General features: G+C 60.9%; 18 protein-coding genes. 14 read left to right on the top strand and 4 right to left on the bottom strand.

From position 1 onward, the window contains the following. Window positions 1-52: 52 nt before the first annotated feature. Window positions 53-1,156, bottom strand: coding sequence for a tRNA epoxyqueuosine(34) reductase QueG (queG, locus tag IG168_RS17045; RefSeq protein WP_193165802.1), 1,104 nt, complete (start codon window positions 1,154-1,156; stop codon window positions 53-55). A 139-nt stretch (window positions 1,157-1,295) separates the two neighbouring features. Here queG and IG168_RS17040 point away from each other — a divergent pair, with 139 nt between their 5' ends. From IG168_RS17040 to IG168_RS16980, 13 genes are all read left to right on the top strand, one after another. Then, window positions 1,296-2,777, top strand: a complete 1,482-nt coding sequence (locus IG168_RS17040; RefSeq protein WP_193165801.1) for an NAD(P)H-hydrate dehydratase — start codon at window positions 1,296-1,298, stop codon at window positions 2,775-2,777. 145 nt (window positions 2,778-2,922) lie between these two features. Further along, a complete protein-coding gene (tsaE, locus tag IG168_RS17035; RefSeq protein WP_193165800.1) occupies window positions 2,923-3,426 on the top strand; it encodes a tRNA (adenosine(37)-N6)-threonylcarbamoyltransferase complex ATPase subunit type 1 TsaE in 504 nt (167 codons plus the stop codon). Window positions 3,427-3,480: 54 nt separating this feature from the next. Further along, window positions 3,481-4,791 carry an N-acetylmuramoyl-L-alanine amidase gene (locus IG168_RS17030; protein ID WP_193165799.1) on the top strand — a complete coding sequence of 437 codons (1,311 nt, stop codon included), beginning with the start codon at window positions 3,481-3,483 and terminating at the stop codon, window positions 4,789-4,791. 42 nt (window positions 4,792-4,833) lie between these two features. Continuing rightward, window positions 4,834-6,711 (top strand): DNA mismatch repair endonuclease MutL, encoded by a 1,878-nt coding sequence (gene mutL, locus IG168_RS17025; protein ID WP_193165798.1) that lies wholly within the window; start codon window positions 4,834-4,836, stop codon window positions 6,709-6,711. 15 nt (window positions 6,712-6,726) lie between these two features. Continuing rightward, on the top strand, window positions 6,727-7,701 hold the full coding sequence (gene miaA / locus IG168_RS17020; RefSeq protein WP_193165797.1) for a tRNA (adenosine(37)-N6)-dimethylallyltransferase MiaA: 975 nt from the start codon (window positions 6,727-6,729) through the stop codon (window positions 7,699-7,701). Window positions 7,702-7,885: 184 nt separating this feature from the next. Continuing rightward, on the top strand, window positions 7,886-8,167 hold the full coding sequence (hfq, locus tag IG168_RS17015; RefSeq protein WP_193165796.1) for an RNA chaperone Hfq: 282 nt from the start codon (window positions 7,886-7,888) through the stop codon (window positions 8,165-8,167). Window positions 8,168-8,389: 222 nt separating this feature from the next. Continuing rightward, window positions 8,390-9,703 (top strand): ribosome rescue GTPase HflX, encoded by a 1,314-nt coding sequence (gene hflX, locus IG168_RS17010; RefSeq protein WP_193165795.1) that lies wholly within the window; start codon window positions 8,390-8,392, stop codon window positions 9,701-9,703. A gap of 77 nt (window positions 9,704-9,780) precedes the next feature. Beyond that, complete coding sequence (gene hflK / locus IG168_RS17005) at window positions 9,781-10,929, top strand: FtsH protease activity modulator HflK (protein ID WP_193165794.1); 1,149 nt, start codon at window positions 9,781-9,783, stop codon at window positions 10,927-10,929. 13 nt (window positions 10,930-10,942) lie between these two features. After that, window positions 10,943-11,824 (top strand): protease modulator HflC, encoded by an 882-nt coding sequence (hflC, locus tag IG168_RS17000; RefSeq protein WP_193165793.1) that lies wholly within the window; start codon window positions 10,943-10,945, stop codon window positions 11,822-11,824. A gap of 235 nt (window positions 11,825-12,059) precedes the next feature. Further along, window positions 12,060-13,253, top strand: coding sequence for an ATP phosphoribosyltransferase regulatory subunit (locus IG168_RS16995; RefSeq protein WP_193165792.1), 1,194 nt, complete (start codon window positions 12,060-12,062; stop codon window positions 13,251-13,253). Window positions 13,254-13,339: 86 nt separating this feature from the next. After that, complete coding sequence (locus IG168_RS16990; RefSeq protein WP_193165791.1) at window positions 13,340-14,662, top strand: adenylosuccinate synthase; 1,323 nt, start codon at window positions 13,340-13,342, stop codon at window positions 14,660-14,662. A 191-nt stretch (window positions 14,663-14,853) separates the two neighbouring features. Beyond that, window positions 14,854-15,501 (top strand): PAQR family membrane homeostasis protein TrhA, encoded by a 648-nt coding sequence (gene trhA, locus IG168_RS16985; protein ID WP_193165790.1) that lies wholly within the window; start codon window positions 14,854-14,856, stop codon window positions 15,499-15,501. Window positions 15,502-15,600: 99 nt separating this feature from the next. Next, window positions 15,601-16,827, top strand: a complete 1,227-nt coding sequence (locus IG168_RS16980) for a lytic murein transglycosylase (RefSeq protein WP_193165789.1) — start codon at window positions 15,601-15,603, stop codon at window positions 16,825-16,827. A 42-nt stretch (window positions 16,828-16,869) separates the two neighbouring features. Here the strand turns inward: IG168_RS16980 and IG168_RS16975 are convergent, their stop codons facing one another. The 3 genes from IG168_RS16975 to IG168_RS16965 are packed head-to-tail and all read right to left on the bottom strand — an operon-like array spanning window position 16,870 to window position 21,909. Then, entirely contained in the window at window positions 16,870-17,886 is a 1,017-nt protein-coding gene (locus tag IG168_RS16975; RefSeq protein WP_193165788.1) for a succinylglutamate desuccinylase/aspartoacylase family protein, read from the bottom strand. Between the two features lie 24 nt (window positions 17,887-17,910). Next, the gene (locus IG168_RS16970; protein ID WP_193165787.1) at window positions 17,911-21,018 is read right to left on the bottom strand and encodes a DUF6531 domain-containing protein; all 3,108 of its coding nucleotides are present in this window, start codon (window positions 21,016-21,018) and stop codon (window positions 17,911-17,913) included. 30 nt (window positions 21,019-21,048) lie between these two features. After that, window positions 21,049-21,909 (bottom strand): PP2C family protein-serine/threonine phosphatase, encoded by an 861-nt coding sequence (locus tag IG168_RS16965; protein WP_193165786.1) that lies wholly within the window; start codon window positions 21,907-21,909, stop codon window positions 21,049-21,051. Between the two features lie 202 nt (window positions 21,910-22,111). Here IG168_RS16965 and IG168_RS16960 point away from each other — a divergent pair, with 202 nt between their 5' ends. Further along, complete coding sequence (locus IG168_RS16960; RefSeq protein WP_226877086.1) at window positions 22,112-22,909, top strand: transposase; 798 nt, start codon at window positions 22,112-22,114, stop codon at window positions 22,907-22,909. Window positions 22,910-23,096: the final 187 nt, after the last annotated feature.

Raw genomic sequence — 23,096 nt, 5'->3', positions numbered from 1 at the left:
CTGCCACTGCGCTTATTGCGGTGCGGTTGCGCCTTAGCGCTTTAATTCGCGCCTAGGTCACTCGCTTGATTTTCCGTTTTCGCCGACGTCCACTGCGCAGCCGTGCCAGAGCCCACTCGATGTGTTCCGCCACCAGTGGCGTCGCATCCGGCAGTGAGTCCTCGAGCGCCTGCAGTATTTCCGCTTGCGGCTCGGCGTTGCCCAGTGCCACTGCCAGGTTGCGCTGCCAGCGCTCGTGGCCGATGCGGCGGATGGCCGAGCCCTCGGTGTTGCGCAGGAATTCCTCCTCGCTCCAGCCGAACAGTGTCAGCAGCTCGCCGTCATCGAGCCCATGGCGCGGGTGGAAATCCCGTTCCGCGGTGGGGCTGGCAAACTTGTTCCAGGGGCAGATGATCTGGCAGTCATCGCAGCCGAACACGCGGTTGCCCATGGGTTCGCGGAACTCCTCCGGAATGGCGCCCTTGTTCTCGATGGTCAGGTAGGAAATGCAGCGGCGCGCGTCCAGCTGGTAGGGGTCGACGAACGCATCGGTGGGACAGACCTTCAGGCAGGCGCTGCAGTCGCCGCACTGGTTCGGTTCGCTGCTCCCGTCCACCGGCAGGGCCAGGTTGGTATAGATCTCGCCGAGAAAAAACCAGGAGCCGGCGCCGGAGTTGATCACCATGCAGTTTTTGCCGATCCAGCCGAGCCCGGCCTTTTCCGCCAGGGCGCGTTCCATCACCGGGGCACTGTCGGTAAAGGCCCGCCCGGCTGCGGCGATGCCGTGTTCCGCGCAGTAGCTGTCGATTTTCTGCGCCAGCTGCGCGAGCCGTTTGCGGATCAGCTTGTGGTAATCGCGGCCGGTCGCGTAGCGGGAGACGTAGGCCTTGCCCGGCTCTTTCAGCACCCGCACCGGCTCTGTGTCGGGCGGGAGATAGTCGAGGCGCACGCTGATCGCGCGCAGGGTGCCGGGTTCGAGCAGATCCGGGCGCCAGCGCTTTTCCCCGTGGGCGCCCATCCACTCCATGTCGCCGTGGTGGCCGGCGGCCAGCCAGGCGCGCAGGCGCTCGCCGTGCTCTTCCAGCTGGCAGTCGGTAATGCCGATCTGTTGGAAGCCCAGTTCGCGGCCCCAGTCTTTGATGCGGGCCGCCAGCTCGGCGAGTAATGTCTCATTCATGCATGGTCGCGTCGGCGTGCGGGCGGGGAACAATTTGTGCGCCCGGAAAGGTATACTTTGCAGTCAATGGCACGGCGGCCTGTCGCGTCGAGCGCGCATTTTGCCACAGATTAAAAATTGACCATACCGCGGAAGACGAATGGATACGCCTCAACCCCTGTACAGCGCCGAGTCGGTGCGCGAACTTGACCGGCGAACGATTGCCGCACTGAAGATTCCCTCACTCGCGCTGATGAAGCGCGCCGGGCGTGCGGCGTTCACCCAGCTGCAGAAGCGCTGGCCGGAGGTGCGCCGGATCCAGGTGTTCTGCGGTGGTGGCAATAACGGCGGTGACGGCTACGTGATCGCCGCGCTGGCAGCGGAAAAACAGATTCCGGTGACGGTCTACGCCTGTGTAGATCCGCAGCAGCTGAAGGGAGATGCGCTGGCGGCCTGCGACTATGCGCGCCGCGAGGGCGTCCATATCGTCACCTCGCTGACCGAGCTGGATACCGCCGACGGCGATACAGTGGTGGTCGACGCCCTGCTCGGCACCGGATTTACCGGCCCTCTGCGCGAGCACATGACGCACGCCGTTGAGCGCATCAACAAGTCCGCCGGTCCGATACTGGCAGTGGATATTCCGTCGGGGCTGAACGCCGATACCGGCAGTGCTGGCGACGCGGTTGGTGCCGACGTCACGGTTAGCTTTATCGGCCGCAAGTTCGGCCTCTACGGCGGCCGCGGTCCGGCCCTCTGTGGCGAGGTGGTATTCGATAACCTCGGTGCACCGGAGTCGGTTTATCCCGGTGTGGAAACCGTGGCCCAGCGTTTTGGCAGTAGCAGTATCGCGCGTCTGCCGAAGCGCGCCGCCGACAGTTACAAGGGCCAGTTCGGCCACGTGCTGGTCGTCGGCGGCGACAGCGGTTTTGGCGGCGCGGCGCTGATGGCGTCTGAGTCGGCGGCGCGCAGTGGTGCCGGCCTGATTTCCCTGGCGACCCGCCCGGAGCACCTGGCGGCGGCGCTGACACGCTGTCCGGAAGTCATGGCACATCCGGTCATTTCCGGCCAGGAACTGGAGCCCTTGCTGGAGGGTCCCGACGTGATCGCCGTCGGGCCGGGGCTCGGTCGCGCGCCCTGGGGCGAGCAGTTGCTGGCCCGGGCCGGCCGCGCCGAAGCGCCACTGGTACTGGATGCCGACGCACTGAACATTCTCGCCGGCGGGCGCGTGCTCGCGGGGATCCGGCGCGACGACTGGGTATTGACACCCCACGTGGGCGAGGCGGCGCGGCTGCTCGGCTGCGACACCGCCGACGTGCTGGCCGATCCGCGCGCGGCCGCTATCGCAGTTCAGCAGAAGTTCAGTGGCGTGGTGGTATTAAAAGGGGCCGGCACGCTGATCGCCCACGACGGAGGGGTGGATCTGATCAACAGCGGCAACCCCGGCATGGCGTCCGGTGGCATGGGCGATCTGTTGACCGGCATCATTGCCGCGCTGATCGGCCAGCATCTGTCGCCGCTGCGGGCGGCGCGGCTCGCCGTGTGGCTGCATGGTGAGGCGGGCAATCGTGCCGCCGAGGACGGCCAGCGCGGCCTGCTGGCGACGGATCTGTTGCCGTGGGTACGGAGGCTGGTGGACTGATGGGATATCTCCATAAATCTACTGCGCGAGCGCCTGGCGGCGTCCGGCGGTGCTCACAATCCTCACGTACTGAAGTACGCTCCGGTTGTTGCGCTCCGGCGGCCACCGCCAGCCACCCGCTCGTTACGATTTCTGGAGGTATCCCTTGGATGTATTGAAATTGCATCTGGCCGATGAGGCCGCGACCGTGGCTGCCGGCAGTGCCATCGGTGAGGCCTGCCTGGCTTTGGGAATGGACGCCGGCCTGACGTTGTATTTGTACGGCCAGCTGGGGGCGGGCAAGACCACTTTCTGCCGCGGTGTCTTGCGCGCATTCGGCCACCGGGGCGCGGTAAAAAGTCCGACCTACACGCTGGTGGAGCCCTATGACTTTCCACTTGAGGGTGGCGGCGTCCGACGCGTATTCCACTTCGACCTGTACCGGTTGGGCGACGCCGAAGAGCTCGAGTTTATGGGGGTGCGCGACTATTTTGCGCCGGGCTGCCTCAGCCTGGTGGAGTGGCCGCAGCGCGGCGCCGGCGTACTGCCGGAAGCGGATCTGGAAGTGGAACTCGAAGTGCGCGATCGCGGTCGATTGCTGGTCGCCACGGCGCACTCGACGGCCGGGCGGGCCCTGCTCGACGCGGCGCAAAAGCTCGTGCGGACATAAAGACTAAATTTGGTGCAGGGAAGTGCAAAAAGAACAATGGAGCCTAGCGGAACAATGAATCCAGTGTGGCAGCGCCTGCTCGGCCTCGCGGCCCTGATAATGCTCACTCTTCCCGCTGCCGCAGCGGAAGTCGAGGGCGTGCGCCTGTGGCGCGCACCCGACCATACCCGGCTGGTGTTTGACCTCAGCGGCCCGGCAGAACACAAACTATTCACGCTGAGCAATCCGGACCGGGTTGTGATCGATGTGGAGGATACGAAGCTGGCTGCGCAGCTGGCGGACCTGCAGCTCGAGGGTACGCCGATTGCGGGCGTCCGCCACGGACGTCACAACAAGAAAGACCTGCGCGTGGTGCTCGACCTGAAGCAGTCGATCAAACCGCGCAGTTTTGCCCTGCGCCGTCACGAGGACCTGCCGGACCGCCTGGTGCTCGATCTGTACGACCGCGTTGAGAGCGAAGAGAAGACCCTGGCGCAGGTCAGCCGCGAGCGGGATATCGTTATCGCCATCGATGCCGGCCACGGCGGGGAGGATCCCGGTGCGTCCGGTCCCGGCGGCGTGCGTGAAAAAGACGTGGTGCTCGCTATCGCCCGCCAGGTGCAGCAACGCATCGACAGCCAGCGCGGCTTCACCGCCAAACTGGTGCGCACCGGCGATTACTATATTCCGTTGCGCGGGCGGGTGAAGAAAGGGCGCGAGATGCGCGCGGATCTGTTTGTTTCCATCCACGCGGACGCCTTTACGCGCAAGGACGCCCGCGGGGCGGGTGTCTACGCGGTGTCCTCCCGCGGAGCCACCAGTGAAACCGCGCGTTTCCTGGCTCAGCGCGAAAACGAGTCGGATCTGATCGGCGGTGCCGGCAGCCTCAGTCTCGACGACAAGGACGATACCCTTGCGGGTGTACTGCTGGACCTGTCAATGACTGCAACCATGAATGCCAGCCTCAATGTCGGCGCCAGCGTGTTGTCGCAACTGGGTTCGGTTACCCACCTGCACAAGAAACGCGTGGAACAGGCCAACTTCTCTGTGCTGCGTTCGCCGGACGTGCCGTCGATCCTGGTGGAGACCGGCTTTATCACCAACCCGCAGGAAGCGCGGCAACTGCGCAGCCCCGCGTTCCAGCGCAAACTGGCGCAGAAACTCAGCAACGGTATAGTGGCGCACTTCAGCAAGCGCCCGCCGGCGGGTAGCTGGCTGGCCGCCAACCGCAACCAGGTGGAGCGCCGCCACACCATTGCCCGCGGCGATACCCTGTCCGGCATCGCTGCGCGGTACAATGTGTCGCTTTCGGCACTGAAGAAACTCAACGGTATCGATAGCTCGATGATCCGCGTGGGACAGACACTGACTATTCCCTCGGGTTGATCCGTTCCAGATGTAGGAGCCTGAACAAGGCCAACGCTTTTTATGTCCGACAGAATCGCGCAGTTATCCCCGCGCCTCGCCAACCAGATCGCTGCCGGTGAGGTCGTCGAACGCCCCGCGTCGGTGATCAAGGAACTGCTGGAAAACAGCCTCGATGCCGGCGCTTCGCGCCTGGATGTGGAAATCGATAACGGCGGTATCAAGCGCATCAAGGTGCGCGACAACGGCAAGGGTATCGACAAGGACGACCTGCCGCTGGCGCTGGCCCGCCACGCCACCTCCAAGATCCATGTGCTGGAAGACCTCGAAGCGGTTGCGACGCTAGGTTTCCGCGGTGAAGCACTGGCCAGTATCTCGTCGGTGGCGCGCCTCGAATTGACCAGCAGCCGCGACGACAGCGGTAAGGGCTGGCAGGTGAGCGCCGAGGGGCGCGACATGCAGGCGCAACTGTCGCCGGCCGCACATCCCCGGGGCACCACCGTCGATGTGCGCGACCTGTTTTTCAATACGCCGGCGCGGCGCAAGTTCCTGCGCACCGAGAAAACCGAATTCAACCGGGTCGACGACACCATCAAGCGCCTGGCGCTGTCGCGCTTTGATGTCTCCATCAGCCTCCGCCACAACGGCAAAGGGGTGCACAACCTGCGCGCCGGTACCGGCCGGGTGGAGAAGGAGCGCCGCGTGTCCCAGGTGTGTGGTCCGGCATTCATGCAGAATGCCCTGCATATCGATGTGGAGCGCAGCGGCCTGCGCCTGTGGGGGTGGGTCGCCGAGCCAGCCTTTTCCCGCTCCCAGGCGGATCTGCAGTTTTTCTACGTCAACGGCCGCGCCATTCGCGACAAGGTGGTCAGCCATGCGGTGCGCCGCGCCTTTGCCGATGTGCTCTACCACGGCCGCCACCCGGCATTCGTGCTTTATCTGGAGCTGGACCCGGCCTCGGTGGATGTGAATGTGCATCCGACCAAACACGAGGTGCGCTTCCGCGACGGCCGCCTGGTGCATGATTTCCTGTTCGGCAGTCTGCACCGGGCGCTGGCCGACGTGCGCCCGGGGCAGCGGGAAGACCGGGAGTCGACGCAAGCGGAAGTGACGGCAGGTGGTATCGGGGCCGGCGAGTTTGCCGGGCAGCAGAGGATGCCGCTGTCCGCGCGGCCGTCGCCGGACACACTGCAACAGCAGATGCAGAATTACGGTGCTTTGCACCAGCCATACCAGGCACAGCCGGGGATAGCGGAAGCGGGGCCTGCCGCGCTGGGAACACCGCCGAGTTCGGGGGCCGCGGCCGGCACGCAGACCTGGAACGCGCAGCTGCCCCCGGAAACAGACGATTCGCAAGCGCCGCCACTGGGCTTCGCGCTGGCGCAATTGCACGGTATCTATATTCTGGCGCAGAACGAGCAGGGGCTGATCGTCGTGGACATGCACGCAGCCCATGAGCGCATCGTCTACGAGCAGATGAAAACCGCCCACGCCGCCGGGGGTATTCAGGCGCAGCCACTATTGGTGCCGGTGAGCCTGGCGGTCAGCCAGCGCGAGGCGGACTGTTTCGAAGAGCGCAGCGATGTGTTTACGGCCCTCGGGTTTGTACTGCAGCGCGCCGGACCGGAGACCTTGCTGGTGCGCCAGGTGCCCACCATGCTGCACGGTGCGGAAGTGGAGCAGCTGGTGCGCGATGTACTGTCGGACCTGCTGGGGCAGGGGGACAGTGATCGGATCGGCGAGCGCATCAACGAAATCCTCTCCACCATGGCCTGCCACGGTTCCGTGCGCGCCAACCGCAGACTCACGGTGCCCGAAATGAATGCACTGCTGCGCGATATGGAGCGCACCGAGCGCAGCGGGCAGTGCAACCACGGTCGCCCGACCTGGACGCAGGTTAAACTGGCGGATATGGACAAGTGGTTTATGCGCGGCCAGTAAGCGGCCGCGAAAGGCATGATTTTGAGTGACCCGAAAGGGGGCGGTCGGCCCCGCGCGATTTTCCTGATGGGGCCCACTGCCTCGGGCAAGACGGACCTGGCCATGGCCCTGGCAGATCACCTGCCGGTAGAACTGATCAGCGTCGACTCGGCGCTGGTGTACCGGGGGCTGGATATCGGATCCGCCAAACCGTCACCGGAGGAGCTGGCCCGCTATCCGCACCGCCTGATCGATATCTGCGACCCGAGCGAAGCCTATTCTGCCGGCCGTTTTCGCGAGGATGCCTTGCGGGCGATGGGGGAGATTGCCGCCGCCGGCAGGATTCCGTTGCTGGTGGGCGGAACCATGTTGTATTTCCGCGCTCTGTTAGAGGGGATGGCGCAGTTGCCCGAGGCCGATCCGGCGATCCGTGCCGAAATCGAAGCCCGCGCCGAGCGCGAGGGCTGGCCGGCCCTGCACGACGAACTCGCGCAAGTGGATCCGGAACTGGCCGCGGAATTGCATCCCAACCATTCAGTGCGGATAGAGCGCGGGCTCGAGGTGTACCGCCTGACCGGTAAACCCCTGTCGCAACTGCGGCGGGAGCAGGCGCGGGACTCGGTGCTGGAACACTACGACGTCCGCCAGCTGGCGCTGCTGCCACGGGATCGCGCGCTGCTGCACGAGCGCATCGCACTGCGCTTCCAGCGCATGCTGGAGCAGGGCTTTGTCGACGAGGTGCGTACTCTACGCGCTCGCGGTGACTTGCACCCGGACCTGCCTGCGATCCGCGCGGTGGGGTACCGCCAGGCGTGGCAGTACCTCGAGGGTGAACTCAGTTGGGACGAGATGGTGGCCGCGGGCATCGCAGCGACGCGACAACTGGCCAAGCGCCAGTTGACCTGGCTGCGACGCTGGCCAAATCTGGCGGGTATTTACGCACAGAGTGACGATGGCAGGGTGCGCAAAAATGACGAAATATTGGCGGAAGCCTTGAAATTTCTCGCCTGAGCATCCATAACGTGATTGGGCTACTTCGAGATAAGCCCGCTCAGTCAGTTTTTATCCAGAGCCTGTCCATTTTCCGGCTCTTTTTTATACGCGTATTCAACCCCGATCGTTTCTTGGTTCGCGGATTTCGCGGGCGCGATTGCGGTATGCATATCGCTTCCAGCTTTTGACAAGGAGAAAAAAGATGTCAAAAGGGCACAGCTTACAAGACCCTTACCTCAACGTTTTGCGCAAAGAGCGAATCCCGGTTTCTATCTATCTGGTAAACGGCATCAAGCTACAAGGGCAAATCGAATCATTCGACCAGTTTGTAGTGCTGCTGAAAAATACCGTCAGCCAGATGGTCTACAAACATGCAATTTCCACCGTTGTACCGTCCCGTGCGGTGCGCGTGCCATTGCTGAACCCGGCCGCCCAGGGCGGAGCCGGTGAAGGCGAGGGCGGCGAGCGAGAGACCTTCGGCTAATCGGCCCCGCTTCGCAGTATTGATACAGCGCCCCGGCTTGCCGGGGCGCCTGCGGTTTGGCCCAGGGAATCTTGGTAGATAGAGTGCTGGGGCTTCTCGCGGCGAGCTGCGACGAATATCTGCAGCCCTCAGGTCCCGCAGAGACATTACGGACTTATTCAGGGGTTCCCAGGGATTCGGGGCCTCATTCCGGGCCGCCGGCCCGCTAGCAGAGGTTTTCTATTGTTTTTCGACCGACCGGAATCCGGTGAACTGGCTGTGCTGGTCCACCTGGAGCTGTCCGCCATCGACAGCCCCGACGATCCACGTGAATTCGAGGAGCTGGCACTGTCCGCCGGCGCCGACCCGGTAGCCTTTATTTTCGGCCAGCGCACCACGCCAGACCCCAAGACCTTTGTCGGCCGCGGCAAGCTGGAGGAGATCCGCCAGACCGTCAACGAGAACGGTGCGGAACTCGTGATCTTCGACCACACCCTGTCCCCCAGTCAGGAGCGCAATGTCGAGCGCGAACTGAAATGCCGCGTGCTCGATCGCACCGGCCTGATTCTCGACATTTTTGCCCAGCGCGCGCGCACCCATGAAGGCAAGCTGCAGGTGGAACTGGCTCAGCTGCGCCATATGGCCACGCGACTGGTGCGTGGCTGGACCCACCTGGAGCGGCAGAAGGGTGGCATCGGCCTGCGCGGCCCCGGTGAAACCCAGCTGGAGACCGACCGCCGCCTGCTGCGCGCGCGCATCGACTCCATAGAAAAGAAGCTGGAGAAAGTGCGTCGCCAGCGGGAGCAGGGGCGCCGCGCGCGCTCCCGCGCCGAAGTGGCCACCGTATCGCTGGTGGGCTACACCAACGCCGGCAAATCCACCCTGTTCAACCGGGTGTCCGACGCAGACGTCTATGTGCGCGACCAGTTGTTTGCCACACTGGACCCGACCATGCGCCGCGTCGAGTTGCCCAATGTGGGGGCGATGATTCTCGCCGACACTGTGGGCTTCGTGTCGCACCTGCCGCACCGCCTGGTGGAGGCTTTTCGCGCGACGCTTGAGGAGGCCGCCAATGCGACCCTGCTCTTGCACGTTGTCGATGCCGCAGCGGAGGATCGCCTGCACCTGATGGAAGAGGTGCAGATGGTGCTGGAGGAAATCGGTGCGGCGGAGCTGCCGCAACTGGTGGTGTACAACAAGATTGACCTGCTGCAGGACATGGCGCCGCGCATCGACCGCGACGACCTGGGGGTGCCGCGCGCGGTGTGGCTGTCCGCCGCGACTGGCGCCGGATGCGACCTGCTGGTGGAGGCGATCGCCGAGCGTCTCGGTGAGCAGATGGTCGGCGGCCAGCTGGTGGTCCCGCCACAACAGGCGCGTTTGCGCGCCCAGCTGTTTGAAATCAACGCGGTGCAGCGCGAGGAATATCTCGATAATGGCGACTGCGTGCTGCAGCTGATGTTGCCGCGCAATGATCTACAGCGCCTGCTGGCGCCGTACCTGGACAGTGACAAGCCACCGCAATGGCAGCCGGACGCCGGGGAAGATAAGTCCTGAGCCGATTAATTCGAGGGCGAAGGATGCTAGAATCTCGCGAATACAAAAAGTTTAACGATTGGAATTGGAGTCGATAAATGGCCTGGAACGAGCCGGGTGGTAATAACAAGGATCCCTGGGGTGGTGGAAACCGCAATGACGGTGGCCCGCCGGATCTCGACGAGCTGCTGCGTAAACTGCAGCAGAAGCTGAACGGCCTGTTCGGCGGCGGTTCCGGTTCCGGTGGCGCTGCAGGCGGCTCGGGCAAATTCCCCTGGTCGCTGGTTCTGGTCGTGGTCGCGGTCCTCTACGGCCTGCTGGGTTTCTACCAGGTCAATGCCAACGAATCTGCGGTAGTCCTGCGCCTGGGTAAATACCACAACACCCAGACTGCCGGCCTGCACTGGAATCCGCCGCTGATCGACCACGTGACCAAGGTCAACATGACCGAAGTGCGTACCGAGCGCACTACCGGCCAGATGCTGACAGAAGACGCGAGTATTGTGGATGTGGTCCTGCAGGTGCAGTGGCATATCGATGACGCGGAGTCTTACGTGCTGCGTGTGCGCGACCCGCTGAAGAGCCTGCAGGGCGCGACTGACAGCGCCCTCCGTCACGTGGTCGGCTCGACCACATTGAACGGGGTCATCTCCCAGGATCGTACCCGGGTCTCCGCCGATACCCAGAAGCGCCTGCAGGAATATATGGATATGTACCAGACCGGTATCCGTATCGACGTGGTCAACCTGACCGATGCCAAGGCGCCGCGCGAAGTCCAGGATGCGTTTGACGATGTCACCAAGGCGCGTGAGGACGAGGTACGTCTGCAGAACGAGGCCCAGGCCTACGCCAACCAGGTCATTCCGGTGGCGCGCGGCCAGGCGCAGCGGATTATCGAAGAGGCGGAGGGCTACAAGTCCCGCGTGGTCGAGAGTGCTCGCGGTGAGGCGGCGCGCTTCGACCAACTGCTGGCCGCCTACCAGCAGGCGCCGAATGTCACCCGTGAACGCCTGTACCTGGACGCTGTTCAGCAAATCATGACCAACACCTCGAAGGTAATGGTCGACGTGAAAGACGGCAGCAACATGATGTATCTGCCGCTGGACAAGCTGGGTGTAGGCAGTAGCAGCCAGGTGATGCAGCGCAAGGACGTTTCGCCCGAGGTGGTGGATGAGGTCTACCAGCGCATTACCGATCGCCTGCGCACCGAGTCGGCGAAAAATCGCCGCAGTCAGAACGTACGCTAGGGGGCAGTAGGGAATGAACAACAGAACACTCGTTATTGTCGCTGTCCTGCTGCTGGCATTGCTGGCGCTTTCTTCCAGTGCCTTCGTGGTTAAAGAGACGGAAAAGGCCGTACTGCTGAAGTTTGGCCGTGTGATCCGTACCGACTACGAGCCGGGGCTCTACTTCAAGATCCCGCTGGTGCACGAGTTGCGCAAATTCGATGCGCGCATCCAGACCGTGGACTCTAGTCCGGTGCGCATGCTGAACAGCGAAAACAAATTCATGATGGTCGACTCCTACGCCAAGTTCCGCATCTCCGATGTGGGCCGCTTCTATGTGGCGACCCGTGGCGATGAGAGCAATGCCGTACGCTTGCTGGCGGAGCAGATCAACGACCGTTTGCGCAACCAGTTCGGTGTACGCGACCTGCACGAAGTGGTTAGCGGTCAGCGCGACCAGCTGATGGCCGACATCACCAAAAACCTCAACGAGGTGGCGCAGAAAAACCTGGGTGTCGAAGTGATCGACGTGCGCGTGAAGCGCATCGACCTGCCGCCGGAAGTGTCTGAATCGGTATTCCAGCGCATGCGCGCCGGCCGCGAGCTGGAAGCGCGCGATCACCGCGCTAAGGGCCAGGAGGCGAGCGAGCGCATCCGCGCCAATGCGGACCGCCAGAAAGTGGTGATCGAAGCCGAGGCCTACCGCAAGGCGCAGGAGTTGCGCGGTGTCGGTGATGCCGAGGCGGCGAAGATCTATGCCGAGGCATTTACCAAGGATCCGGAGTTCTTCCGCTTTACCCGCAGCCTCACGGCCTACAAGGAATCGTTCAAGAAAAAGTCCGATATGCTGCTGCTGGAGCCGGACAGCGAGTTCTTCCGCTACCTGAAAGATCCCAAGGGCAAGGAGCAGGATTGAACCCCGCCTGCCGGGAGCGCGACAGGCGCTCCCGGCAGTGCAAAAACTGTCCGCATCCCCTACCTTCCGGCGGATAGTTGATGGTAAAATCTCGCAAACCGGGCGCCGCCCGGTTTTTTTGTGGGCAGCAGCCACGACCGCGCTTTCCGCCAGTGGAGCCGCGGTGTCGTAGAGATGTCATATCCCGGCCGATTCTGCCCCCTCCAACTGACATCGTTGATTGCAATTTTTCATCATGACCCAAGCTGATCGCTGGATGCTGCCAGATGGCATCGCGGAAATCCTGCCCGCGGATGCGGTGCAGATTGAAACCCTGCGCCGTCGCCTGCTGGATCTTTACCACAGCTGGGGTTACGAGCTGATCATCCCGCCGATGGTGGAGTTCACAGAATCCCTGCTGATCGGCATGGGGCGGGATATCGACCTCAGCACGTTCAAGGTGACCGATCAGATTTCTGGGCGCACCCTGGGCATTCGTGCCGATATCACGCCCCAGGCGGCGCGGATCGACGCGCACAGCTTCCCGCGCGCTGGCGCCAATCGCCTGTGCTACGCCGGACACGTGCTGCATACCCGTCCGCGCACGGCCATGGGGTCGCGCTCGCCGATCCAGGTCGGTGCCGAACTCTACGGCGTGGAGAGTCTGCAGGCGGATATCGAAGTGATTTCACTGATGCTCGAGAGCCTGCTGCTGGCCGGCGTCGAGCAGATCCACCTGGATCTCGGCCATGTGGCCATCTACCGCAGCCTCGCGGCCGCAGCCAGTCTCGACAATGAGGGGCAGCGCGAACTGTTTGCGCTGCTACAGAGCAAGGCCAGTGCCGATGTGCAGCGCTGGGTGTCGGACAATGTCGCCGAGCCGCAAGTGGCGAACTGGCTGCGCGCCCTGCCGACACTCGCCGGTGGTCGCGACTGCCTGGTGCGCGCGCGGGAAATTTTTGCCGGGGCGCCGGCGGCGCTGGAGGAGGCTCTCGCTGACCTGCAGCGAACGGCGGAACTGCTCGCGCAGCGCTACCCGGCGGTTGAACTGTTCTTCGATCTGAGCGAAGTGCGCGGCTACGACTACGAGACCGGGCTGGTGTTTGCCGCCTATACCCCCGGTTACGGACAGGCGCTCGCCAACGGCGGCCGCTACAACGGCATCGGTGCTGTATTTGGCCGGGAGCGGCCGGCCACCGGCTTCAGTACCGATCTTGTTGCGCTGAACACCCTGGGCAGCGCGACGGAAACGCTGTCCGGCGCCATTCTCGCCCCCATGGCCGATGGCGCCGACGGCGAATCCCTGTGGCGCGCGGTGGAGAAGCTGCGCGGTGCGGGCGAAGTCGTCATCGGTGCGCTGCCTGATGGCGCCGAGGGTGAAGTGCTGTCGCGCTGCGACCGCAAACTGGTGCTTGATGGTGGTGACTGGGTGGTAAAGCCGCGCGGCTGATCGCCGGTTATCGACAAAGCTAAGCTTATTGAATTTGCAGGGCCAATGGCGCCTGCGGGAAAACCTTGAGTCAGAGATTTACACAAATGGGCAAAAACGTAGTAGTGCTGGGCACCCAGTGGGGCGACGAAGGCAAGGGCAAGATTGTTGACCTGCTGACGGAAAAAGTCTCGATCGTGGTGCGCTTCCAGGGCGGCCACAATGCCGGTCACACCCTCGTGATCGACGGTGAGAAAACCGTACTGCACCTGATTCCGTCGGGTATCCTGCGCCCGAGCGTGACCTGTCTGATCGGCAATGGCGTCGTGCTGTCGCCGGAAGCTCTGCTCAAGGAAATGGGCGAACTGGAAGAAAAAGGCGTGCCGGTGCGCGAACGCCTGCGCCTGTCCCCGGCCTGTCCGCTGATCCTGCCGGTACACGTGGCTCTGGACCAGGCGCGCGAGAAGGCCCGCGGTGAGAAAGCCATCGGTACCACCGGTCGCGGAATCGGCCCCGCCTATGAAGACAAGGTGGCACGCCGGGGGCTGCGCCTGGGCGACCTGTGCAACTGGGATAATTTCTGCGAGCAGCTCAAGGATTTGCTGGAATACCACAATTTCGCCCTGACCGAGTACTACAAGGTCGACCCGGTCAATTACGACGACATGTTGGAGCAGGCCAAGGTATGGCGCGACGAGCTGGTGCCGATGATCACCGATGTCGCCGACACCCTGCACCAGGCGCGCGAGCGCGGCGACCATATCCTGTTTGAGGGTGCCCAGGGCTCACTGCTGGACATCGATCACGGCACCTATCCGTTCGTGACTTCATCGAATACCACTGCCGGCGGTACCGCCACCGGTTCCGGTTTCGGCCCCCTGTACCTGGATTACGTGCTGGGGATTACCAAGGCCTACACCACCCGCGTCGGCGGCGGTCCTTTCCCAACCGAACTGGGCTGCGATGTCGGCCGCCATCTGGGTGAAAAAGGGCACGAGTTCGGCGCTACCACCGGCCGCCAGCGCCGCACCGGCTGGTTCGATGCCATCGCCGTACGCCACGCGATCCGCATCAACAGCATTTCCGGCCTGTGTCTGACCAAGCTGGATGTGCTCGACGGCCTCGAGGAAGTGAAGATCTGTGTCGGCTACCACAACAGTGCCGGCGAGGAAGTGCCGGTTCCGTTTGATGCCGCCGGCTGGGAGGGTATCGAGCCGGTCTACGAAAGTATGCCGGGCTGGACCGATACCACCTTCGGTGTCCGTCGCGAAGCGGACCTGCCTGCCAATGCGCGTGCTTATATCGCCCGCATCGAAGAGCTGGTGGGTGCACCCATCGATATCATTTCCACCGGCCCGGATCGCAACGAGACCATTGTGCGCGAGTCCTCGGCACTGTGTGAAATGGGTATCCACAACCCGAGTCTCTGATCACCTGGCCGGGCAATGCCCGGCTATTTTGTGAACACCCGGTCCCGAATCGTGCTTGCACTTTGCGGCATAGCTGTTGATGATTAGACTCAATTTGGTCTATTGGTCACAAAATCGTAGTGACCGCGTGCCGCACAGCTGACGCACTTCTATGTCAGACTGGCAATCAACGAATCAGTACCGGGGTATTCATGTCTTCCACCGCCGTCAGTCGCTACAGCTTTGCCGAAGAGCTTGCCAACAGCATCACGCACGGAATTGGCGCCCTGCTGGCCATCGCCGGCCTCGGGGTTCTGTGCGGCTTTGCTGCGCTGCGCGGCGACGCCTGGCATATCGTCAGTTCCAGTGTCTATGCGGCCACGCTGATCCTGTGTTTCGGCTCCTCGACGCTGTACCACAGCATCAGCCACACCCGCGCCAAGGAAATCCTGCGAACCCTCGACCACTCGGCCATCTTCCTGCTGATAGCGGGCACTTACACACCGTTCACGCTGGTGACGCTGCGGGGCCCCTGGGGCTGGTGGCTGTTCGGCATCATCTGGGGCCTGGCACTGGCGGGGCTGATAATTCAGTTCACGCCGCTGAAAAAGATTCGCGCCCTGTCGATTACCCTCAGTGCGCTGATGGGATGGGTGGTCATCGCGGCCATCAAGCCGCTGATGCACAGCCTCGAACCCGGCGGTCTATGGCTGCTGGTGTTGGGGGGGCTCTGCTACACGGGGGGGATCGCCTTTTACCTGTGGCGCAGCCTGCGTTTCCACCACGCCATCTGGCATCTCTTTGTCCTCGCCGGCGGCGTGCTGCATTTCTTTGCCGTGCTGTTCTACGTGATTCCCTGAGCGGGTTTGATGTCCGTCATAACTTGGGCAATCCGCCTTTCGTAACGGTGGATTCCGCTCTACCCTTGAGCGAGCTATCTGACTGCTGAAGGAGTTTCCATGTTCAGCTCGCTCGCCCTGCACCGCGGTGTGCTCGCTTTCTGCGCCAGCCTGTTGTTGTCCCTGGTCGTCCTGACCACATCCCAATTCGCCATTGCCGACGAAAGCTTCCAGCAGTGGATCAAGGAGTTTCGCAAAACGGCGATCAAGAATGGCATTTCCGGTGAAGTCTACGACCGGGCCTTCAAGGGCATCACGTCTCCGGACCAGTGGGTGCTGGACAAGGCGAGTTACCAGCCGGAGTTCAAGGCGCCGGTGTGGCAGTACTTCGACAACCGAGTACAGAAGCGCGCCATCATGCGCGGCCGCGCGAAGAAGAAAGAGCTGCAGCCGTGGCTGGACAAGATCGAGAAGCGCTACGGCGTGAACCCGAATATCCTGCTGGCGATCTGGTCGGTGGAGTCGAGTTATGGTGCCATCCTCGACAACGACAAGGTCATGCGCAATGTCATCCGCTCCCTGGCAACTCTCGCCTACGCGGATCCGCAGCGCAAAAAATTCGGCCGCCAGCAGCTGTTGGCGGCGCTGAAAATACTGCAGACCGGCGATATTGATGAGAGCCACCTGACCGGCTCCTGGGCCGGGGCCATGGGGCACACCCAGTTTATCCCCACCAGCTACCAGGCCTATGCCGTGGACATCGATGGAGATGGCCGCCGGGATATCTGGAATTCGGTGCCGGATGCGCTGGCCACTGCGGCCAACTTGCTGTCACAGAACGGCTGGCGCCGCGGGGAATCCTGGGGCTACGAAGTGACTATTCCAAAGCGCAAACTGCCCGCCGGCAAGCTCACCCTGCGCGAGTGGGAAAAGCTTGGCGTCAAGCGCGCCAATGGCAAGCCGTTCCCGCGTCCCGACGACAAGGCCGAACTCAAGCTCCCGGACGGCCGCGGCGGCCCGGCGTTCCTGATGCTGAAAAACTTCTTCGTGATCAAGCGTTACAACAACTCCGACCGCTACGCGACGGCCATCGGCCTGCTCGGCGATCAGATCGGCGGCGGCAGTGGCCTGGTCCACGACTGGAAGCGTCCGTTTACGCCGATCGACAGTTCCGAGGTGGAAGAATTGCAGAAGAAGCTGAAAAAGAAAGGCTTCTACAAGGGCGAGATCGACGGTAAGGCCGGCTCCGGCACACGCAAGGCGATCAAGGCATTCCAGAAGAGCATTGGGGTGGAACAGCAGGGCTACCCGAGCAAAGAGGTCCTGAAAGAATTGCGCAAACAATAGCGCAGGCGGATACAAAAAAGCCGGGCATTGCCCGGCTTTTTTTCAGAAGTTTTCATCTGGCAACAGGCTGTCCTGCAGCGCCTCCAGACTTTCGGCCACTTCGTGAGGTTCATGGAAATAGGCGATGTGATACATCGCCTCGCCTTCCTGTACCAGCGGAATATTCTGCTTGCCGATGATGATACCGTCCGCATTGCACTGGATTCGGTCCAGCTCGTGGCCATAGGGGTCGGCGATAGTCGCAAGCAATTCTCCCTTAACGACATGATCGCCCAGGCGCTTCTTGTGGTTGACGATACCGCTGTCGCCGGCGCGCAACCAGCCACTGCGCCGGGCGATGAAAGGTTCGATACTCTGCTGGCGGCGCCCCTTGGGCAACATCTGCAAATACCGCAGCACATTGAGTATGCCCTTGAGCCCCGCGCGAATGCAGAACTCATCAAAGCGCAATGCCTCGCCTGCTTCGTACAGCAAAATACGTACGCCCAGGTCAGCGGCCGTCTGACGTAGTGAACCGTCGCGCAGTGTCGAATTGAGCAGCACAGGTACGCCAAAAGCATTGGCCATGGCCCGGGTCTCCTCGTCATCGAGGTTGCCCCGAATCTGTGGCAGGTTGCTGCGGTGAATAGCTCCGGTGTGCAGGTCGATGCCGTAGTCGCACTTCGAGATAATCTGGTCGAGGAACACGTGCGCCATGCGCGCAGCCAGAGAACCTTTGGATGAGCCTGGGAAGGAGCGGTTCAAATCGCGCCGATCAGGGAGGTAACGCGATTGCTCGAGCACGCCGTAGACATTGACGATAGGCACGGCAATCAGTGTCCCGCGCAACGATTTGAGTGCGCGACTGCGAATCAGCCGGCTGATGATCTCGATACCATTCAGCTCATCACCGTGAATGGCTGCGCAGACGAACATCGTCGGACCGGCCTTCTTACCGCGCTGCACATAGACCGGAATTGCCATCTCTGTGTCGGTGTAAAGGCGCACGACCGGTAACTCGATGCGGCGGGTTTCGCCGCGGGCGATTCGTATGCCGCCGATCTCAAAGCCGTCTGCCATGGTCAGTTACTGTCATCTGTGGAGCTAGCAGTGTAGCGCAACCGCAGTATCGTCTGCCTCTACCGATTGCTCCATTGCCGACGAACCGGCTACCGGGAGAAAATCACCGCCGCGCAACCGGGTCTGCAACTGTGGATGCCAGTAGCCGCACCAGGAGTAATGTAGTCCGGTCTCACTGTCGGCACGCACACCGCGTCCGCGCCAGCGATCAGGTCCCGGAGGCTGGCTGGATTCCCACTCGCAGTTGCCATTCTGATCAAACAGTGCGAGGGGCTTGCCGGCCGGATTCACCAGATAATGCGTGGTGGTCCCATCCTGCCAGCGGCACAGTAATGTCCGATACACGGGATGCAGCAGATAGATGGCCATCGGCTGAACCTCCGCGCTGGTAGTGACGGTTTCACTCCACGGCCCAAGGGCATACCAGTGTGACGTTATCCGCCTTTGCTGCGATGATCTGCGGTGCGTACTCAGTTTGCTCAGGCGCCGGCCAAACGCGTCATAGCGAAAATAGGTATTGAAATCACCGCATTCGGCGCTCGTCAGCAGTCCCCAGCCATCGTACTGGTACCGGTAATCATGACGATGATTGCCGGGACGCCGCTCACTGGCAATATTGCCGCGTCGGTCACGCTCAACTTCTGCAGACAGTGGCAGAGCACCCTGTGCGAGAGAAAACGGGAGCTGCGGAAACGGTTCGGCTTCGAACTGCCATCGTGTTTGTCCCTCAAGTTCCAGGACTGTCAGCTGTCCGCCGCTACACAGCCGCCGACTGCGGACACTGCCTTGAACCCAGCTGGTAACATTGGATGATTCCTGCTCACAGCGCAGAACGGCCTCACCGTTGGCATCCACGCCATAAACCTGGCTGTCCGGCGCAAGCAAGTACGCGATGTCGAGATCATCGCTACTCGAATTTTTCAGCCAGCCGCGGTCATCGTAACGATGCTTCAGGCTGACTCCTTCGGCGTCGCTACTATCGAGATGCTCAGCGACGAGCAGATTGCGATTGTCATACCGGAAGCGTAGAGCGCTGTAGCCGTTATCAGCAGCAACCAGCCGCTGATACTTATCATAATGAAACTGGCTGGATTGACCGCTATTATTGCGGATTTCCCGCACTTGACCACTCTCGGTATAGTGAAAATACCAGCGCGCATCATTGTCGCGGAACTCGGACAGAGCGCCACTGGTTTCATGTTCCCATTGCCAGTGATAATCGCCATTGCTATACGCGCTGGCAAGCCGGCCAAATTCATCGTACCGCCACTCTGCGTTGCCGGCTTCATAGTCGAATGCGACCGGCTGCCCCCAGTGGTTGTAGTGCAGCTGCCAGTGGCCACAATCGGTGGCAAAAAAAATCACCGGCCGGCCAGAGGGATCGGATTGCCAGCGCAGCACACGCTGAGTGTCCTTGTTGGTGATTTCGCAGGGGCGACCTTGCTCATCGTATTCGAGCAGATACTCTGCTCCAAGGTGCTCGGCGGAGCGCAGTTCTCCGTATCTACCGTATTGCCATGCGCTGAGACTGTCTCCATTCAGATCGAATCGGATTGGCCGCTGCCAGTGATCGTAATCCAGCGTCCACTCTCGCTCGCCGCGCCGAATCGAAGTCAGCTGCCCCTGGCTATCCCATTGCAGGTCGATACTGCCGTTTTCTGGATCCGAGAGCCTGTTTAGTTGGCCCCGTTCGTTGTATTGAAACAACCATTGGCCGCCGCAAGGGTCGATGATTTTCCCCGGCAGTCCCCGCTCGTCGTGGGTAAAGTGCCAGATACTAATACCCCGACATTGCGCGGCGACGAGGAATCCCCGTTTGTCATAGATAAACTGATCGCTGATACCGTTGCTGGTCTTGCGTAGCGGGCGGCCCAGTTCATCGTGACGGAAAAATGTGCACTGTCCATCCGCGGCAGTTTCCTGGCAGAGATTGCCGTAATAATCATATAAGTAGCTTACCGTGCGATCGTGCTGCTGTTCCCGGAGCAAGAGGCCGCGCGAATCAAATGTCCAGCATTGCGGATGCCGGCCACCGCCACTCTGAATACATTGTCTGTTTCCATTGCGCCAGCGCAGGGAAAGCTGCAGTTGATTGACCTGTACACCACTACAGCGCTGCTGATCGTCATGCGTGAAATGCAACGAGCCGACAACCACACCGTTAATGGAAGAGAGCCGTCCATCGCGGTATGTGTAGCGCTCCTGATGTAAACCTGCATGCGCGCTGGTCATCAAATCGCTTTGCTGGGCCTGTTCAAAACCATAATGGCAGAGGCTCTGCTGTTGATCTGGTGCCAGGCGATCACGTAGTTCCTGGATATTTCCGTCGCAATGGATGAACTCTACTACGCGTCCCCATGAACTCACAAATTTGGCCGGCAATCCGTCCCGGTAATCCACCGCGATCGCGTTGCCACAGTGGTCACGAATCTCCATCAACGGCACAGCACTGCCGGTACCGTCCGCGCGAAAAATGCGGTCGGCCTGGTCAAAGCCGCTGAGGCGATAGCTGTGCAGGCTCTGACGATGAAGTAGCAGGCGTTCAAAACGATTGAAGCAGCTGTGTCCAATGGCGGGCATGGCAAAGCGAATATGTCGACCATCGGCAGAGTGCAGCTCTACTTCGTCTTCAAGAATGTGCAGCTGTTCGCTCAGGCTGTGGCGCCAGCCGGCGCCCAGGCCGCAGTCCTCGCAATTGCCTTGACGATAGAAACGTTGCCATCGAAAAGGCAGGGGGCCGGGCAGGGTAAAGTCAGTGCGGCAAAAAGCGATCTCTCCGGTGTTGGCAATCACGTGGCCAGCGACACTCTGGCAGCGCTCAATTGCGGGAACCTGCTGACCCTGGACGTTGACTCCCGGCCGGTGTGCAAACTCTATCGGCCCGGAATCATGGCAGTTCAAGTGTGGAATTTTTGGTGCGCTAGCCAGAATATATTGATTGGCGTTTATGCTTGGCAAAGTCGGCCAGTGGGGACCCAGCGGCGTGTCGGGTTGAACAGAGCAACCGTAAGTTGTGTAGCGATTGATCCACTCACACAGCTTTACCGGATTGCCCGGCCGCGGATCAATCGCCGGAGGTTGCAGGGCCTGCAATGTAAATGGAATTAATTCGACCAGACGATCCGGTGTCATGGCAGAGATCTCAGTTATTTGGGGTTAGCGCTATTCCTTGCGCACGGTGATATCTTCGTTTTTCTTCGGCTGCAGGGTAATTGAATCAGCGGATATATAGACGTCCTGCTCGGGCTGAAAGGAAAATTCGAGAATGCCCGCGCTAATATTGTCGCGCCCGCCCAGACGGTTGGCGTCATCGATGAATTTATAGACACATTCCAGGGCCGGACGGTGTGTCGCCAGTACACGCTCGATCATGTGGTCATCGAGATATTCGGTCAGTCCATCGCTACACAATAGCAGCAAGGCATCTTCGGTGAGCGTCCAGCTATTGATAACTGGGTCCACATGCTCGGTGACACCCAGTGCCCGGGTGATGTGATTGCGAATATTCGATTCTTTAGCCTGCTCCGGCGTCAGCTGGCCACCATCAATCATCTCCTGTACCACGCTGTGATCGCGTGTAAGCCGCTGTAATCCATAGTGATTCCATAGGTACGCCCTGGAATCGCCGATATGGGCGACCATCAAGAAATCGTTCCAGATTACTGCGGTTACCAGTGTTGTGCCCATCTGGGCAAACTGCGGATGGAAATCTTTGGTGGTGAGTATTTCACGATTGGCACTGGCGATGGAATCGATCAGTGCAGCACGTAGCATCAACTGTTGTTGCTCAGGAGAGCAGGATAGAAAAGTGCTATTAAGCAGGCCGTTCAGGTGACTTTGCAGTGTCTCGGCCGCAATATTGCTCGCGGTCGAGCCGCCGCTGTAACCGCCCATGCCATCGGCTACTACTACATACGCGAAAGGTTGATTGGTATCTGCGTACCAACGAATGCTATCTTCGTTTTCATCGCGAATGAGGCCAATGTCCGTGCGGCCATTTACTGCCAGACTGATTGCATCCATGTCAGTCGGGGCTCCCTTCTAATATTAATTTAAAGCGGATCCGGCTCGGTCCTGTCATATTATTCATTGCCGAGATCATTTAATGGTAACTTGCATGCACAGGTTGTTTGAAATTTTTTTCAATATCTTGCGATAATGCTGCACCAATTTAGGATGGAAGCGCCGGCGGTACGCCAGTGCTAGAAAAGGATTTTCAGGCAAGATGCCCCGTCTACCCAGGCTAAATTTGATTGATGTCCCACAGCATATTGTTCAAGTGGGCCATAACAATCTGCCTTGCTTCTTCGATGACGAAGATTATCAATTTTATTTGATTAGTCTCCGCAACGCGGCCGATCAGTATAAGGTCGAGATTCACGCCTATGTGCTGTTGCCAAATATGGCGCAGATTATTGCAACGCCGCGAGCACCCGACGCCGTTTCATCCATGATGCAATCGCTCGGTCGCCGCTATGTGCAGTACGTCAACCATCGGTACAAAAGGTCCGGGACCTTGTGGGCCGGGCGTTATAAGTCCAGCCTGATTGATTCTGACGCCTATCTACTTACCTGTTACCGCTACGTGGAATTGCGTCCGCTGTATCTCGGCCTGGCAGATTCCCTCGGTGACTATCGCTGGTCTAGCTTCAATCACCATGCCAGTGTCTGTGAGAGTGATGTCATTACCGATCATCGTCTGTATTTGGCTCTGGGGAATACCCCGCAAGCACGGGCGCAGGAATACCGGAAACTATTTCGTTACAGCTTTGACCGGCGCCTGCTGGAATATATCGCCGAAACCATCAAGCTCGGACATGTTCTCGGTGGGGATGCCTTCAAGGACAAGATTGAACAGATCGCGAACCAGCGGGTGCGGCCTCTTAAGCGCGGCCGCCCCCGCAAGATTAAAAAAGCGGCCATCGAAAAGCATGACGCCATTCCAGCAAAGAAAACCGGTAAGGTCGGCCCTGTCGAAAAGTGCCAGAGCGAATTCACCAATATCGCGGCGATGGAGAGCTGACTATGAGCCGAATTACACTGAACAGCGGCGCGTCATTCGGGCAGTCTTCTAATGATAGTGGAGGGAGTGCGGCCTTACCTGATGACCAGGTGCCAGTCGCAGCTACATCTGGCAATGAACTAAAGGTTGCAATACTCGGGGATTTCAGCGGCAGGGCGAGCAAGGGCCTGTGTGAACCGGAATCGTT

It is taken from the genome of Microbulbifer hainanensis (assembly GCF_014904735.1).
Lineage (GTDB): Bacteria > Pseudomonadota > Gammaproteobacteria > Pseudomonadales > Cellvibrionaceae > Microbulbifer > Microbulbifer hainanensis.
Note: the sequence above shows the minus strand (reverse complement) of the source record. Positions and strands in the feature narration are given on the sequence as shown.

Coding starts and splice junctions, on each gene's coding strand:
- queG (WP_193165802.1), bottom strand. CDS start 1,156: ATGAATGAGACATTACTCGCCGAGCTGGCGGCCCGCATCAAAGACTGG.
- IG168_RS17040 (WP_193165801.1), top strand. CDS start 1,296: ATGGATACGCCTCAACCCCTGTACAGCGCCGAGTCGGTGCGCGAACTT.
- IG168_RS17030 (WP_193165799.1), top strand. CDS start 3,481: ATGAATCCAGTGTGGCAGCGCCTGCTCGGCCTCGCGGCCCTGATAATG.
- mutL (WP_193165798.1), top strand. CDS start 4,834: ATGTCCGACAGAATCGCGCAGTTATCCCCGCGCCTCGCCAACCAGATC.
- miaA (WP_193165797.1), top strand. CDS start 6,727: ATGATTTTGAGTGACCCGAAAGGGGGCGGTCGGCCCCGCGCGATTTTC.
- hfq (WP_193165796.1), top strand. CDS start 7,886: ATGTCAAAAGGGCACAGCTTACAAGACCCTTACCTCAACGTTTTGCGC.
- hflK (WP_193165794.1), top strand. CDS start 9,781: ATGGCCTGGAACGAGCCGGGTGGTAATAACAAGGATCCCTGGGGTGGT.
- hflC (WP_193165793.1), top strand. CDS start 10,943: ATGAACAACAGAACACTCGTTATTGTCGCTGTCCTGCTGCTGGCATTG.
- IG168_RS16995 (WP_193165792.1), top strand. CDS start 12,060: ATGACCCAAGCTGATCGCTGGATGCTGCCAGATGGCATCGCGGAAATC.
- IG168_RS16990 (WP_193165791.1), top strand. CDS start 13,340: ATGGGCAAAAACGTAGTAGTGCTGGGCACCCAGTGGGGCGACGAAGGC.
- trhA (WP_193165790.1), top strand. CDS start 14,854: ATGTCTTCCACCGCCGTCAGTCGCTACAGCTTTGCCGAAGAGCTTGCC.
- IG168_RS16980 (WP_193165789.1), top strand. CDS start 15,601: ATGTTCAGCTCGCTCGCCCTGCACCGCGGTGTGCTCGCTTTCTGCGCC.
- IG168_RS16975 (WP_193165788.1), bottom strand. CDS start 17,886: ATGGCAGACGGCTTTGAGATCGGCGGCATACGAATCGCCCGCGGCGAA.
- IG168_RS16970 (WP_193165787.1), bottom strand. CDS start 21,018: ATGACACCGGATCGTCTGGTCGAATTAATTCCATTTACATTGCAGGCC.
- IG168_RS16965 (WP_193165786.1), bottom strand. CDS start 21,909: ATGGATGCAATCAGTCTGGCAGTAAATGGCCGCACGGACATTGGCCTC.
- IG168_RS16960 (WP_226877086.1), top strand. CDS start 22,112: ATGCCCCGTCTACCCAGGCTAAATTTGATTGATGTCCCACAGCATATT.